Origin of the sequence: Arthrobacter sp. ZBG10, assembly GCF_001238605.1 — a bacterium.
Classification (GTDB): domain Bacteria; phylum Actinomycetota; class Actinomycetes; order Actinomycetales; family Micrococcaceae; genus Arthrobacter.
In genome coordinates this window covers 1-13,428 of record NZ_LFQH01000018.1, presented here as the reverse complement: position 1 = coordinate 13,428, position 13,428 = coordinate 1, and the positions used below count along the sequence as shown (strand labels likewise).

Genomic DNA, 13,428 nt, shown 5'->3' with positions numbered 1-13,428 from the left:
GTATGGCCAAGAAGGACGGGGTCATTGAGATCGAAGGCGTTGTGACCGAGGCGCTGCCTAACGCGATGTTTCGCGTTGAGCTCACCAACAAGCACATCGTTCTGGCACACATCTCTGGAAAGATGCGCCAGCACTACATCCGGATCCTCCCCGAGGACCGCGTAGTGGTGGAGCTGAGCCCGTACGACCTCACCCGTGGTCGTATCGTCTACCGCTACAAGTAAATTGCTGGGCAGTTGCGGCATCCGCTGCCGCTGCTCCAGTTGACCAACTGTTACACGCAAAGGAACGCCATGAAGGTCAAGCCGAGCGTCAAGCAGATCTGCGAAAAGTGCAAAGTGATCCGCCGTAATGGCCGGGTCATGGTGATCTGCGAGAACCCGCGCCACAAGCAGCGCCAGGGCTAATTTCCTTCCCTGAAGGAAAACCCTGGGTTGCTAACCCACGCAAGTAAATAAAAGGCAGCACAAGCTGAACTGGGACGTATTGAGCCCGGACAGCTAACCCCCGGTCGGAGGCTGGGGCCGCACGGAACGTGCGGGTGTACTGCCTAGGACCTCCGGTTTATCAAGGAGTACTGCCACTATGGCTCGTCTCGCTGGCGTAGACATTCCCCGCGAAAAGCGGCTGGAAATTGCGCTTACTTACATCTACGGCGTGGGCAAGACCCGTGCACACGAAACCCTGGCTGCCACTGGCATCAGCTCTGACGTCCGCGTTAAGGACCTCACGGATGCCCAGCTGGTTGAGCTGCGTGACTACATTGAAGGCAACTACAAGGTTGAGGGTGACCTTCGCCGCGAAGTAGCAGCAGATATCCGCCGCAAGGTTGAAATCGGCAGCTACGAAGGCCTGCGCCACCGCAAGGGCCTGCCTGTACGCGGACAGCGTACGAAGACCAACGCACGTACCCGCAAGGGCCCGAAGCGTACCGTCGCCGGCAAGAAGAAGGCTCGCTAAACCGCACCTGCCTCCTGAGGCCACTTCGGTGAGCCCGGGAACCCGGCAAGTGTGGGTCCAAGCGCCAGCTTTCCCCCAATAAACTTTCTGTAGGAGAAAAAATGCCCCCGAAGACTCGTGGCGCGGTTCGCAAGCCGCGTAAGAAGGACAAGAAGAATATCGCGCTTGGCCAGGCGCACATCAAGAGCACGTTCAACAACACCATCGTTTCCATCACGGATCCGAACGGTGCTGTCATCTCCTGGGCTTCCTCAGGTGAGGTTGGCTTCAAGGGTTCGCGTAAGTCCACCCCGTTCGCTGCCCAGATGGCTGCCGAAGCCGCTGCAAAGCGTGCGCAGGAGCACGGCATGCGCAAGGTCGACGTTTTCGTCAAGGGCCCGGGCTCCGGACGCGAAACCGCAATCCGCTCGCTGCAGGCCGCTGGCCTGGAGGTTGGCTCCATCCAGGACGTCACCCCCGCAGCGCACAACGGTTGCCGCCCGCCGAAGCGCCGCCGCGTCTAAGCCTTTCGACGTTGCATAAGCTTGCCCGGACCACTGATGGTCCGGGCAGGCCCAGCGCGTTAAGTCTTCAGACCGCATTTCCACCACCTGTGTTGCGTCATATAGCGGATGCTCGCCGAAAGGAAACCTAAGTGCTCATTGCACAGCGCCCCACCCTCTCCGAAGAGGTAGTCTCCGAAAACCGTTCGCGTTTCATCATTGAACCGCTGGAACCGGGCTTCGGCTACACCCTCGGAAACTCCCTCCGCCGTACCCTGCTTTCCTCCATCCCCGGCGCTGCTGTCACCAGCATCCGGATCGATGGCGTGCTGCACGAGTTCACCACGGTTCCGGGTGTCAAGGAAGATGTCACCGAGATCATCCTGAACATCAAGAGCCTCTCGGTTTCCTCCGAGCACGATGAGCCGGTTGTTGCCTACCTGCGCAAGCAGGGCCCCGGAGTCGTCACCGCCGCGGACATTGCTCCGCCGGCCGGCGTCGAATTCCACAACCCGGATCTGCACATTGCCACGCTGAACTCGAAGGGCAAGTTCGAACTCGAACTGACCATCGAGCGCGGCCGCGGCTACGTTTCGGCAGCTCAGAACAAGTCCGGCGATGCAGAGATCGGCCGTATCCCGGTCGACTCCATCTACTCGCCGGTCCTGAAGGTCACCTTCCGCGTGGAAGCAACCCGTGTTGAGCAGCGCACCGACTTCGACAAGCTCATTGTCGACGTCGAGACCAAGCAGGCCATCGCCCCGCGCGATGCGGTTGCTTCCGCAGGCACCACCCTGGTGGAACTGTTCGGTCTGGCCCGCGAGCTGAACACCGCAGCTGAAGGTATCGAGATTGGCCCGTCGCCCACCGACGCTGCACTTGCAGCTGACATGGCACTGCCGATCGAGGATCTGGACCTCACCGTCCGTTCCTACAACTGCCTCAAGCGTGAGGGCATCCACAGCGTGGGTGAACTCGTTGCACGCTCCGAGGCCGACCTGATGGACATCCGCAACTTTGGTGCGAAGTCCATTGACGAGGTCAAGGCAAAGCTGGTTGAACTGGGCCTGTCCCTCAAGGACTCGCCTCCCGGTTTTGACCTCGCAGCACGCGCCGCAGCAATTGAAGAGGACGACGCCGCTTTCGGCGACGACGAACTCTAACAAACAGATCTTGGCCGGCTGGCTGGATGCACCACGGTGTGCGCAGCCCACTGGCTTCCATATGAGGAGAAACTATTATGCCTACCCCCGCTAAGGGTCCGCGCCTCGGAGGCGGAGCGGCTCACGAGCGTCTTATGCTCGCGAACCTGTCCGCCGCACTGTTCGAGCACAAGCGGATCACCACCACGGTGACCAAGGCCAAGCGCCTGAAGCCCTACGCAGAGCGTCTGGTGACCTTCGCCAAGCGTGGCGACCTGGCTTCACGCCGCCGCGTACTCGGCCTGATCAGCAACAAGGGCATTGTCCACGAGCTGTTCACCGACATCGCCCAGGCAGTGGAGAACCGCGACGGCGGCTACACCCGCATCACCAAGATCGGCAACCGCAAGGGCGACAACGCTCCCATGGCTGTTATCGAACTGGTTCTCGAGCCGGTTTCCGCCAAGCAGGCTGTTGTCGCCGAAGCCACCCAGGCTGCCGCCAAGGCCGCCCCGGTTGCTGAGGAAGCACCCGCCGAAGAGGCTCCCGTTGCAGAAGAGGCTTCGGCCACCGAAGCTCCCGCCGCTGACGAAGCTGCTGCTGACGAGGCTCCGGCCGCTGACGCCGAAGCTCCGGCCGCCGAGGAGAAGGACGCGAAGTAATTCGCTGACTTCCTTCGCATAGACTTGAGTCTATGAACGACCAAAAACCCGCGGCCCCCGTTTTGGGGGGCGGCGGGTTTTTGCGTATCCGGCTTGATCTTTCGTACGACGGCGGCCCCTTCAGCGGGTGGGCCCTCCAGCCGGGACGGCGGACCGTCCAGGGGGTCCTGGAAGAGTCGCTCGCGCTGTTGCTCCGGCGCCCGGTCCGGGTCACGGTGGCGGGCCGCACGGATGCCGGCGTGCACGCCCGCGGGCAGGTGGTCCACCTTGACCTTCGCGAAGAGGAATGGCGCGGACTGCCGCGCGGGCACGAACTGGATCCCGCCGTCGCGCTCCTTCGCAGGATCCGCGGTGCGCTGAGCCGGATCCTGGGTGACTTGTCCGGCGCCGTCGAAGTGCATTCGGTGGATCTGGCGCTGCCCGGGTTCGACGCCCGGTTCTCGGCGCTCTGGCGCCGCTACACCTACCGGATCGCGGACGGGCAGGCACTCTGGGATCCGCTGGGCCGGTCTTACACCCTCTGGCACCGGAACCCGCTGGATGTTTCGGCGCTGAACCAGGGAGCATCCCGGCTCCTGGGGCTGCAGGATTTCCGGTCCTACTGCAAGCCGCGGGAAGGCGCCACGACCATCCGCGAGCTGCAACGGTTTGAATTTTCCCGGGGCGGGGACGGGGTCCTGGTTGCAACAGTCCAGGCGGACGCGTTTTGCCACAACATGGTGCGGGCCCTGATTGGCTCAGCACTCTATGTGGGGGAGGGCCAACACCAGCCGGGATGGCTTTACGAGCGGCTGATGGAGCGGAAGCGGGACGCCAAGTCGGTGCTGGCCGCACCACACCCCCTGGTCCTCGCCGAAGTCGCCTATCCGTCAGGCCCTGAGCTGCTGGCGCGGGCGGAACTGACGCGGGCACGGCGGGAGTAGTTCTTCACCACCGGCAGGCAAACTCCATAAAGGACCCCCTCGGTTCTGGGTTCCGAGGGGGTCCGGTCTATGGATGGTGAAGGCTCAGCTGAACGCTTCGATGATGTTGATGACCGCAGGACCCAGGATGACGATGAAGATCACCGGGAAGATGAACAGCAGCAGCGGGAAAAGCACCAGGACCGGAAGCTTCATGGCTTTGTACTCAGCGCGCTGCCGGCGCTTGACGCGCATTTCATGCGCCTGGGACTTCAGGACCTTGGCGATGGCGATGCCGTAGGTGTCGGCCTGCACGATGGCCCGGACAAAAGACCGAAGGTCCTGCACGCTGCTGCGGTCGGCCATTGCCAGATACGATTCGCGCCGGCTGCGGCCCACCTGCATGTCCTGCAGGGTCCGGATGAGTTCCACTGCAAGGGGCCCTTTGCCATTCTGGCCTGCCTTGGCCATGGCCGACTCGAAACCGAGCCCGGCCTCAACTGAAATGAGCATCTGGTCCAGGGTGTTGGGCAGCTCGAGTTGGATCTTCTTCTGCCGCTCCGCACCCCGGCTGTGGACCAGCAGATCCGGGACGAAGTAGGCAAGGGCGGTCACGAAAACGGCAAGCAGGAGCAGCTGCGGCGTGGCGCCACGGCTGAGCAGCAGCATCATCAGGACGGCCGCGATGAGCGCCAGCGCCGGTTTTGCGACGAGGAGCCGGGACAACGGCATGGACGCCGGCCTGCCGGCCAGGGCCAGGAGCCTGTCCAGCTTTCCGATGTAGCCTTTGGGCGTTAGCCGTTGCGCCATCCGCTCCAGGTTCATGTTCTGGGCTTTCGGCCCGGAGTCGCCGGCACTGAGACCGCGGGCAAGGTTGCCCTGGATCACTGTGTGGGACTTCCTGTCGACAGCGACGACCGACCACAGCAGGATGGATGCGGGCACCATGGTTACGGCGATGATGCCCCAGACAATTGGCTGCATAACAAATCCCCTAGAATTTCAGATCGCTGATTTTATGGACCCAGAAACCGCCGATTGCCATCATGACGGTGGCAATTCCCAGCAGCATCCAGCCGACCGGGTGGCCGAAGAGGTTGCCCATATATTTGGGGTTGACCAGGCTGAGGAAGACCAGCAGGAGAATCGGCAGGGCCATCAGGATGATGGCCGACAGTTTGCCTTCAGCGCTCAGCGCCTTGACGGTGCCTTTGATTTGGGCCCGCTCGCTGATGGTTTCGCCCACCTGGTCAAAGACCTCGGCGAGGTCGCCACCCACCTCGCGGTTGATCTCGATGGCCTCGGCCATCCACCGGAAGTCATCGCTTTTCATCCGGACCGCCACATCACCCAGGGATTCCTGCAGGTCCCGGCCTAGCCGGGTCTCGTTCACTACGCGGGAGAACTCCGTAGCAGTGGGTTCGTTGGCTTCCTGGGCCACCGCATCGATGGCCCGGAGCACGCTGTGGCCAGCCCGCAGCCCACCGGAGATCATGGTCAGGGTGTCCGTGAGCTGTTCGCCGAACCGGCTCCTGCGACGCGAGACCAGCACCGACAGGTAGACCCTTGCCAGGACGGGAACCAGGATGGCGAACAGGAGGGCCATGCCGGCCCCCTGCAGGATGAACCCCACCACGGCACTGACCAGGGTTCCCGCCGCTGCAAGCACCAGGAAGTCGGCCCGTGGCAGGGTCAATCCTGCCTGGACCAGCAACGAGGTGGACTGCGATGTTGCGGGCGTCCGCCGGGAAAGGCTCTGTTCCACGAACTTCACCGTGGCTTCGGTGATCCGGGTTAGCAGGCCCTGGTCCGGGTTGCCGAACGGACGTCGCCGCTCCATCGGTACGGAGCCGCCCGCCGGTTTGAAAACGACCACCATTGCGATGAGCACCGCAGCGGTAATGGCAACTATTCCGAAGACGAATACCAGTTGGCCGGGCACGGTCATCGCCTCCCCATCTGCATGGGCCGGGGTGCGAAGATCTCGGGGTTGATATTAATCCCCAGCTCCGCGAAATGATCGGCAAACCGGGGCCGGATACCGGTGGAGACGGGCTGGCCGAGGAACCTGCCGAGGCTGTCCACGCCGGCGGAGTAGTCGAAGACAAAGGCGTCCTGCAGTGTGACCACTTCCCCTTCCATGCCCTGGACTTCGGTGATGTGCGTGACCCGGCGGGTGCCGTCCCGGAGCCTCGAAAGGTGGACGATGAGGTTGACGGCGGAAGAAACCTGCTCGCGGATTGCCCGCAGGGGCAAGTCCATGCCCGCCATCAGCACCAGGGTTTCCAAGCGGGCAACAGCGTCCCTGGGGGAGTTGGCGTGAACGGTGGAGATGGAGCCGTCGTGGCCGGTGTTCATCGCCTGGAGCATGTCCAGGGACTCGCCGCCGCGTACCTCACCCACCACGATCCGGTCCGGCCGCATGCGGAGGGAGTTCCTGACCAGCTCGCGGATGGTCACGGCGCCCTTCCCCTCAATATTGGCCGGCCGGCTCTCCAGCCGGACAACGTGGCTCTGCTGGAGTTGCAGCTCCACGGCGTCCTCGATGGTGACGATGCGTTCCTCCGGGGGAATGAAGGAGGAGAGCACGTTCAGCAGGGTGGTTTTCCCTGTACCCGTACCGCCGGAGACGATGATGTTCAGTTTCGCCCGGACGCAGGCATCCAACAGTTCAGCCATCTGGGGGGTGAGGGTGCCGAAACTGATCAGGTCCGGCACGGTCAGGGGCACCTTGCTGAACTTCCTGATGGTCAGCGACGAGCCGTTGACCGCCAGGGGCGGGATGATGGCGTTGACGCGGGAACCATCTTCGAGCCGGGCGTCAACCAGCGGGGAAGATTCGTCGATCCTCCGCCCTACTTTGGCCACGATTCGTTCGATCACTTTGCGAAGGTGCTCTTCGCTGCTGAACCGGCCATCCGTTTGAAGCAGTTTGCCGTTCCGTTCCACATAGATCTGGTCCGGCCGGTTGACCATGATCTCCGTGATGGAGGGATCGTCCAGGTACCTTTGCAGCGGACCGTACCCCAGCACATCATCACCCACGTCGCGGATCAGCCGTCGACGCTCCTCCGGCGTCAGGGGAACCTGCTCTTCATCGATGACGGTGCTGAGCTCGTCGCGGGCGATCTGCCGCAGATCCTCGTCGCTCAGGGTGGTGTCCGTGAGCCTCGCCCCCAGCCGCTCAAAGAGGGCCTTCCCGGCGCGTTGCTTGATGGCCGCCAAAGCGTCCACCGGCGCGGATCCGGTGTCCGGGCTGTCCACAAAAGGAACAACATGTTCACCTGCTCCGCTGGGAGTGGGCATGGCCGGGCCGCCGCGTGCTGCCTGCAACCGTTCTGCGAGACTCATGAGATCACCATCCGTCGATGTACTTTCTTCTGTGGTGCAGCTGAATGCTTGGGGTCGAACCGTTCCACAAGCTTGGCCAGGGCTTTTGCAGCTCCGTCGCGGGAATTCTCCTGCAGGATGGGGATGCCCTTGTTTGTTGTGAAGGGGACCGCCCTGGACCGCGGAATGACGGTGTCCACGGGGACGCCGATGGTGGCTTCCACGTCCTGGACCGTCAGCCCGCTGCGCCGGTCCGCGAAGTTGAGCACAACATGCCGGCCCTGGGGCAGGAGCTGCAGCTCGCGGAGGATGGAGAAGCTTGTGTGCAGGCCGCGGATGCTGGGAACATCCATGCCGCAGACCCATACCGCATCCGTTGCCTGTTCCAGTGCCGCCAGGACGTGTTCCCCCAGGCCGGGGGTGGTGTCCACAACGACATACTGGAATTCGGCAGCCATCTGGCTCAACAAGTGGCTGACAGCCTGGCCGCTGATGTGGTCGGCTTCGCTGGGGGTGTTCGGTGCGCAGAGGGCATAGATGCCGCTGGGGTGCACGGTGAGGAAAGCCTTCAGGACCATCGAGTCCTGGTAGGCAGCCGCGCCTACTGCCTCCCGCAGGGTGTGCTCGGGTTCCAGCAGCAGGCCGCTGGCCACGTCGCCAAACTGCACGTCGAGATCAACGATCACCACACCCATGGGTGCGATCCTGCCGAGGCCGATGGCCAGGTTGGTTGCGACGGTGGTTTTGCCTACGCCCCCTTTGGGCGACATAACGGTGATGACGCGTCCGGGCTCCCGCTCCGGTCCGGCCGCGGAAACCAAACCCCGCCGGCGGCCGGCCGACGCCAGGCACGCCCGCTCCAGGAGGATCCTCAGCTGGTCCACATCGGCGCTGGGGCTGATGATGTCCCGGATACCGGCCCGCATGGCCAGGATGACCTGGTCAGGGGCGGTGTCTTCAACCAGGACCAGGCTGACTTCCGGGAACTGGAGGTCGAAGACGGTGGCGAGCTTGAGGGAGTCGCTCTCCGGCAGGCCCGGTCCCAACACCAGGACTTCCGGTGGTTCGCCGGTGAGGCGGTCAAAGAGTTCCTGGGGTCCACCCAGGATTACCGAGGGTGGGAGCACCTGGACTGAACCGTGCAGGGCGCCTTTGACGGCGAGTTGGACCTTGCGCTGGAAGTCCTGGGCGGCGGTGACGACCACAAAGCGGCTCATCGGGATGCCTTGCCCACTGTGACCGGACCGGTTGCCGTGTCCTTCGAATCGGCCGATTCCTTGGAAAGCCAGATCTTGCCGAACTCGGCAGCGAAGACGATTTCGGCAGCATCCGCATCGTTCCGGGCCAGCGTGACGTAGACCGATCCCGAGGGCAATGCCGGCCCGTCCGTGGCGGCGTCTGAGCCGGCTTCCGCCGGCGCCTGCTGGACGCTGGTGACCAGGACCTGCTGGAATGCCAGCCGGGTGAACTCCTTGAAGCCCTTGATGTCGGCGTTGACCGGTGCATCGGCGCCGGCCGCTTCATCCAGTTTGTAGGAGACGTAGATACCCACGGTATCGCCGGCCTTCAGCTGGCCGCCCATCACGCGCTGGGGTTCCAGCAGGACCGAGACTTCCTCGAGGCCCTTCGGGACAGCTACCGTCCCGGGAGCAGCGAGTGAGTTGGGGTCAACGAGCCTGGCCCCCAGCAGCTGCTCACCGGGCTGGAGATCCACGGTGGTGACCTTGTTTGCGTATTCAGAGAGATCCCGGACGGCGTCTGCGGAAACGGCAGCACCTGGCAGGGACGTGGACTTGGTGGATTTGGCCAGCTCAGCCACCGGCGTCCCGGCCGGAACGGCATTTTGCAGCACGAGTACTTGAACGGGATCCAGGCCTTGCTGTGCGCGGTTGTCGGCTGCCTGTGCGTAATTAAACATCAGTACAGATCCGACAACTGCCAACAGCAATGCTGCCAGGCCCCCCAGCAGCCTTGTTTTCACGGTGTTCTCCTTTGTTCCTTATTTGGTGAGTTCCACGACATTGCCGCCGTAGATGGTGGGACCGCCGACCTCAAAGGATTCGTCCAAGGCCACATAGCGGATGAATTTGCCGACAATGCCCAAGTCGCTGTTTTTCCAGCCCCCGGCATCCTTGAAGGCCTGCGCTGCCGCGGGCATGTAGCTGAAGGGGTCCTGATTGGCCAGGTCCCAGCCCATAAGGTCAATGGCTGCAAAAGCCTTGAGGTGGAACTCGCCGTTGGAGCCGGTTCCCCTGGTGTCATCGAAAACCGGGAACAGGGCAACGACCTTCCCGCCAGCCTGCAACTTGGTCTTCCAACCCTGAAGCGTGGCGGCACAGTCCGCCTCGGGACTGTTGCCGGTGTTGCTGACTACCCATGGGGAGGCCAGGTCCACTTTGACCTTGCACGTGCTTGAAGTCAGCAGCCAGCCAAAGCCGCCGGGAATCTCGAGGCCTGATCCGGTGTCGTGGCAGGTATCCTTCTTCCCCGCACCGGTTCCGTGGGACAGCAGGAACTGCGTGGTGCCATCAGCAGTGATGGACGAATCCACCTCGCATGACGAGAAGGCGATGGGCATGGCAGCCGTGCCGGCCTGCGCCCCGCCCCACCGGGCCTGGGCTTCGGCGTTGATACTGGCGGTGTTGGTGCCGAAGATACGGGCGAAGAAGGTGGAGAAGTGCACCCCCGAGGACTCCTCGGCGTTGGTGATAACCGTCACCTTGCCTGCAGCCTTGTCCACAATGGTTGACTGCACGTTAGTGAGATTGTCCTTGGCGTTTGCCTTCGCGAGCACACCCGAAAGGCTTGACCCGCTGGCGCAGGTGGGCAGGGTGGAGTTCTTGGCGCAGGTCTGCGCCACCGCAAGCGAAGCGGCATCGGCGCCGTTCTGGACAACGGACTTCTCGGCATACATGCCACCCACGTCCACGGCGATGGCAGCGAAGCCCAACATCATCACCATGGTCAAGGCCACCGCGATGGCTGTGGCCCCGCGTTCATTTTCCGGATCTTTGGTCAGCCGCCGCATAGCATGGTGCCCTTCCCCGTCATGACGATCGGTCCCGTGAAGCCATCGATGAAACCTGTCGCCGTGGTGAGCGTATAAGTGGTGGTGGCCGTGACCTGCTGTCCGCTGGAACACGTGGAACCACCTCCCGTGACACTGAAGGTGGTGGAGACTGATGCCGGTGCCAGCCGGCCGGCTGCGTTGCCGGCGGCCGTAGCGGCGCCGGCCGCGTTGTTGCTGATCGCCATGGACCGTGCGCCCTCACGGGCTGCCTGGTTGAGTGACAGCTGGGCGTTGAAGGCCAGGGAAAATTCGATGATGCCGATCAGGATGAGAAGCAGCAGCGGCAGGACAAGCGCAAATTCCACTGCCGCCGCGCCACGCTCGTCTTTACTGTTCATGTCCTGATTCCTTGCTCGATAGTGCTATGGCGGCCCCCAGGTGACTGGGGGCCGCCGGGGCGTGGGGTGTGATCCCTAGACGAGCTTGGGTGCGATGGTGGAGTTGAACAGCGTCTGCAGGTTGGTGCCGACGAGCGTGATGCCAACGATGGCTGCGATGACGATCAGGGCGACCATCAGGCCGTACTCAACGGCCGTTGCGCCCTTTTCGGAAGCGAAGCGATCCTTGATGCCGGCGATGAAAGCAGTCATTGAGACCATGAGAGAAGTCATTGTATTGTCCTTTGATTCGGTGAAATGGATTTTTTGTATTTCAACGAATTTCCAGCTGCCCCCATATTTCCTAGCGGCTGGATTTCGCTAAGACGAGATTGCCATTTCCGCTACCGCAGCAACAACGCGTAGTGGTACCCGACTTTTTACGCAGGCACGGAAAAAGGCCTACCCGGATGGGGTGGCGGGTACTCAGTAGGGTGTGGACAGTTAGGCAGTACTGGGTGCCGGAAAGCGGCAGATGGCAGGGCCGGCCGGCTGAGCTGCGGCCGCTGCGGTCAGCGCAAAAGCAGTGCCACGGCGGCCAGCGCGCCCAGCATTGACGGGCCGTGGGCCACTTCTTTGGTGGTATTCCGGGGCTTCGTGCTGATGACCACCAGGGTCACCATGCCGTTCACCACAAACCCGAACAGCCCGCCATATAGCAACTGGCTCCAGCCTAAGTACCCCAGGTACAGGCCCACCGGCGCGGCAAGCTTGACGTCGCCCATTCCTATTCCGCCGGGCGAAATAAGGGCCAGAATAAGGTAGCCGGCGAACAAGATACCTGCGCCAAGCAGCGCATTCAGGACATTGCCAGCTTGCTTATCAAATAATGCGGCCACTAATAGCAGTAATAGGCCGCCGGAAAACAGTAAAAGCACAAGGGGATTAGGCAGGAGATGCCGGCTGATGTCGATCCGCGCCAGCTGCGTACCCAAAATGGCCAGGAAAAGGAACGCCGGCAGTGCCGCGGTATCACCCAGCCGCGCCGCGAAGGCGGCGCATATGACGGCGGTAAGGACCGCCGTCATAATCCGCACTGACGTCCGCGGCGGGGGGCCGAGCCGGGGCATAAAACGGAAGATCAGCACCCCGGCCGCCGGGGAGGCGGCCAGGCCGGCCAGAAAGGCGGCCAGGATCAGCAGCCAGGCGCCCGTGCCATCAGTTCCCCACTCAGCCACCGCTACCCCCTGTATTGGCCCTGCCGGACGTGCTGTTTTAGGCGCCCCGACACCCCATTTTGACCCCGAACCCCCTAACGCGCTAATCTTGGTAGTCGTTGTGCGTGTCCTATTCCGATGGTGCGTGCCCGAGTGGGAATCCGGTTGCAGGATGACTACCCAACGGGCGCATTCGGAGCCCCAGGATCACTGGTTACATAGAGTCCTCACCTCTGTTCCGGTAGCGCATAGATAGTAGGTGTCCACCCCTGAGTGGAGCCTAAAAAAGAACGCCAGAACAAGAACGAGGCAAACACCGTGCGTACGTACACCCCGAAGCCCGGCGATATCAACCGCCAGTGGCACGTCATTGACGCCACAGACGTTGTCCTTGGTCGTCTTGCCAGCCAGACCGCAATCCTGCTGCGCGGCAAGCACAAGGCCACTTTCGCATCCCACATGGACATGGGCGATTTCGTCATCATCATCAACGCTGAGAAGGTTGCCCTGACCGGCGCCAAGCTGGAGCAGAAGCGCGCATACCGCCACTCCGGCTACCCGGGCGGCCTGACCTCCGTCAACTACGCGGAGCTGCTGGAATCCAACCCGGTCCGCGCCGTTGAGAAGGCCATCCGTGGCATGCTCCCCAAGAACTCCCTCGCTGCCCAGCAGCTGGGCAAGCTGAAGGTTTACCGCGGTGCTGAGCACCCCCACGCCGCCCAGCAGCCCAAGACTTTCGAAATCACCCAGGTCGCCCAGTAGTCCTGGCCACCAAACAACTTACTTAATACAAGGAGAACCGTGGCTCAGAACGAAGAGACCACCGAAGCCGTTGAGGCTGAGGAAACCCTGACCAGCTACACCTCTGAGAGCTCCGCAGCAGACGCTGCAGCTCCCAAGAAGGAGCGTCCGGCCCTGACTGTTGCCGGTGCAGCAGTTGGCCGCCGCAAGGAAGCCGTTGCACGCGTCCGCGTTGTGCCCGGCTCCGGCAAGTGGACCATCAATGGCCGCGCGCTGGACAACTACTTCCCGAACAAGCTGCACCAGCAGGACGTCAACGAGCCCTTCAAGATCCTTGATCTCGAAGGCGCCTACGACGTTATCGCCCGCATCCACGGCGGCGGCATCTCCGGCCAGGCCGGTGCACTGCGTCTCGGCATCGCCCGTTCACTGAACGAGATCGACGTCGAGAACAACCGCGCCACCCTGAAGAAGGCCGGTTACCTGTCCCGCGACGCCCGCGTGATCGAGCGTAAGAAGGCCGGTCTCAAGAAGGCCCGTAAGGCACAGCAGTACTCCAAGCGCTAAACCGCTTGTCCGGACAGCCCGTCCCGCCATTGGCGGGG

At 62.8% G+C, this 13,428-nt stretch carries 18 protein-coding genes; 9 read left to right on the top strand and 9 right to left on the bottom strand.

Going from position 1 to position 13,428, the window contains the following annotated elements:
* Positions 1-2 precede the first annotated feature (2 nt).
* The 7 genes from infA (at position 3) to ACU18_RS04620 (ending at position 4,169) form a co-directional block, all read left to right on the top strand.
* Positions 3-224 carry a translation initiation factor IF-1 gene (gene infA, locus ACU18_RS04650; protein ID WP_009358723.1) on the top strand — a complete coding sequence of 74 codons (222 nt, stop codon included), beginning with the start codon at positions 3-5 and terminating at the stop codon, positions 222-224.
* A gap of 69 nt (positions 225-293) precedes the next feature.
* Entirely contained in the window at positions 294-407 is a 114-nt protein-coding gene (gene rpmJ / locus ACU18_RS04645) for a 50S ribosomal protein L36 (protein WP_009358722.1), read from the top strand.
* Positions 408-585: 178 nt separating this feature from the next.
* The gene (gene rpsM / locus ACU18_RS04640; protein ID WP_050684375.1) at positions 586-960 is read left to right on the top strand and encodes a 30S ribosomal protein S13; all 375 of its coding nucleotides are present in this window, start codon (positions 586-588) and stop codon (positions 958-960) included.
* A 101-nt stretch (positions 961-1,061) separates the two neighbouring features.
* Positions 1,062-1,463 carry a 30S ribosomal protein S11 gene (gene rpsK / locus ACU18_RS04635; protein WP_018769149.1) on the top strand — a complete coding sequence of 134 codons (402 nt, stop codon included), beginning with the start codon at positions 1,062-1,064 and terminating at the stop codon, positions 1,461-1,463.
* Positions 1,464-1,594: 131 nt separating this feature from the next.
* A complete protein-coding gene (locus ACU18_RS04630) occupies positions 1,595-2,605 on the top strand; it encodes a DNA-directed RNA polymerase subunit alpha (protein WP_050684374.1) in 1,011 nt (336 codons plus the stop codon).
* A gap of 77 nt (positions 2,606-2,682) precedes the next feature.
* The gene (rplQ, locus tag ACU18_RS04625) at positions 2,683-3,246 is read left to right on the top strand and encodes a 50S ribosomal protein L17 (RefSeq protein WP_050684373.1); all 564 of its coding nucleotides are present in this window, start codon (positions 2,683-2,685) and stop codon (positions 3,244-3,246) included.
* 32 nt (positions 3,247-3,278) lie between these two features.
* On the top strand, positions 3,279-4,169 hold the full coding sequence (locus tag ACU18_RS04620) for a tRNA pseudouridine synthase A (RefSeq protein ID WP_197273514.1): 891 nt from the start codon (positions 3,279-3,281) through the stop codon (positions 4,167-4,169).
* Positions 4,170-4,253: 84 nt separating this feature from the next.
* Here the strand turns inward: ACU18_RS04620 and ACU18_RS04615 are convergent, their stop codons facing one another.
* The 9 genes from ACU18_RS04615 to ACU18_RS04575 form a co-directional block, all read right to left on the bottom strand.
* A complete protein-coding gene (locus tag ACU18_RS04615; protein WP_050684372.1) occupies positions 4,254-5,132 on the bottom strand; it encodes a type II secretion system F family protein in 879 nt (292 codons plus the stop codon).
* A gap of 10 nt (positions 5,133-5,142) precedes the next feature.
* On the bottom strand, positions 5,143-6,090 hold the full coding sequence (locus ACU18_RS04610) for a type II secretion system F family protein (RefSeq protein ID WP_231686003.1): 948 nt from the start codon (positions 6,088-6,090) through the stop codon (positions 5,143-5,145).
* Positions 6,091-6,092: 2 nt separating this feature from the next.
* On the bottom strand, positions 6,093-7,499 hold the full coding sequence (locus ACU18_RS04605) for a CpaF family protein (RefSeq protein ID WP_050684370.1): 1,407 nt from the start codon (positions 7,497-7,499) through the stop codon (positions 6,093-6,095).
* Positions 7,496-8,695, bottom strand: coding sequence for an AAA family ATPase (locus tag ACU18_RS04600; RefSeq protein ID WP_050684369.1), 1,200 nt, complete (start codon positions 8,693-8,695; stop codon positions 7,496-7,498). The genes ACU18_RS04605 and ACU18_RS04600 overlap by 4 nt, the downstream gene beginning before the upstream one ends.
* Positions 8,692-9,459, bottom strand: coding sequence for a Flp pilus assembly protein CpaB (cpaB, locus tag ACU18_RS04595; protein ID WP_050684368.1), 768 nt, complete (start codon positions 9,457-9,459; stop codon positions 8,692-8,694). Before cpaB ends, ACU18_RS04600 begins: the two co-directional genes overlap by 4 nt.
* Before the next feature lie 18 nt (positions 9,460-9,477).
* Positions 9,478-10,506 carry a TadE/TadG family type IV pilus assembly protein gene (locus ACU18_RS04590; RefSeq protein ID WP_050684367.1) on the bottom strand — a complete coding sequence of 343 codons (1,029 nt, stop codon included), beginning with the start codon at positions 10,504-10,506 and terminating at the stop codon, positions 9,478-9,480.
* Entirely contained in the window at positions 10,494-10,886 is a 393-nt protein-coding gene (locus tag ACU18_RS04585) for a TadE/TadG family type IV pilus assembly protein (protein ID WP_050684366.1), read from the bottom strand. The genes ACU18_RS04590 and ACU18_RS04585 overlap by 13 nt, the downstream gene beginning before the upstream one ends.
* Before the next feature lie 75 nt (positions 10,887-10,961).
* Positions 10,962-11,159 (bottom strand): Flp family type IVb pilin, encoded by a 198-nt coding sequence (locus ACU18_RS04580; protein WP_050684365.1) that lies wholly within the window; start codon positions 11,157-11,159, stop codon positions 10,962-10,964.
* A gap of 278 nt (positions 11,160-11,437) precedes the next feature.
* On the bottom strand, positions 11,438-12,103 hold the full coding sequence (locus ACU18_RS04575) for a prepilin peptidase (protein WP_050684364.1): 666 nt from the start codon (positions 12,101-12,103) through the stop codon (positions 11,438-11,440).
* A gap of 297 nt (positions 12,104-12,400) precedes the next feature.
* Here ACU18_RS04575 and rplM point away from each other — a divergent pair, with 297 nt between their 5' ends.
* Both rplM and rpsI read left to right on the top strand, forming a co-directional pair.
* A complete protein-coding gene (rplM, locus tag ACU18_RS04570; RefSeq protein ID WP_050684363.1) occupies positions 12,401-12,844 on the top strand; it encodes a 50S ribosomal protein L13 in 444 nt (147 codons plus the stop codon).
* Between the two features lie 39 nt (positions 12,845-12,883).
* Positions 12,884-13,390, top strand: a complete 507-nt coding sequence (rpsI, locus tag ACU18_RS04565) for a 30S ribosomal protein S9 (protein ID WP_050684362.1) — start codon at positions 12,884-12,886, stop codon at positions 13,388-13,390.
* Positions 13,391-13,428: the final 38 nt, after the last annotated feature.

Bases quoted from the DNA above. Each gene is read 5' to 3' on its own strand.
- infA (WP_009358723.1), top strand. From the start codon at position 3: ATGGCCAAGAAGGACGGGGTCATTGAGATCGAAGGCGTTGTGACCGAG.
- rpmJ (WP_009358722.1), top strand. From the start codon at position 294: ATGAAGGTCAAGCCGAGCGTCAAGCAGATCTGCGAAAAGTGCAAAGTG.
- rpsM (WP_050684375.1), top strand. From the start codon at position 586: ATGGCTCGTCTCGCTGGCGTAGACATTCCCCGCGAAAAGCGGCTGGAA.
- rpsK (WP_018769149.1), top strand. From the start codon at position 1,062: ATGCCCCCGAAGACTCGTGGCGCGGTTCGCAAGCCGCGTAAGAAGGAC.
- rplQ (WP_050684373.1), top strand. From the start codon at position 2,683: ATGCCTACCCCCGCTAAGGGTCCGCGCCTCGGAGGCGGAGCGGCTCAC.
- ACU18_RS04620 (WP_197273514.1), top strand. From the start codon at position 3,279: ATGAACGACCAAAAACCCGCGGCCCCCGTTTTGGGGGGCGGCGGGTTT.
- ACU18_RS04615 (WP_050684372.1), bottom strand. From the start codon at position 5,132: ATGCAGCCAATTGTCTGGGGCATCATCGCCGTAACCATGGTGCCCGCA.
- ACU18_RS04605 (WP_050684370.1), bottom strand. From the start codon at position 7,499: ATGAGTCTCGCAGAACGGTTGCAGGCAGCACGCGGCGGCCCGGCCATG.
- ACU18_RS04600 (WP_050684369.1), bottom strand. From the start codon at position 8,695: ATGAGCCGCTTTGTGGTCGTCACCGCCGCCCAGGACTTCCAGCGCAAG.
- ACU18_RS04590 (WP_050684367.1), bottom strand. From the start codon at position 10,506: ATGCGGCGGCTGACCAAAGATCCGGAAAATGAACGCGGGGCCACAGCC.
- ACU18_RS04585 (WP_050684366.1), bottom strand. From the start codon at position 10,886: ATGAACAGTAAAGACGAGCGTGGCGCGGCGGCAGTGGAATTTGCGCTT.
- ACU18_RS04580 (WP_050684365.1), bottom strand. From the start codon at position 11,159: ATGACTTCTCTCATGGTCTCAATGACTGCTTTCATCGCCGGCATCAAG.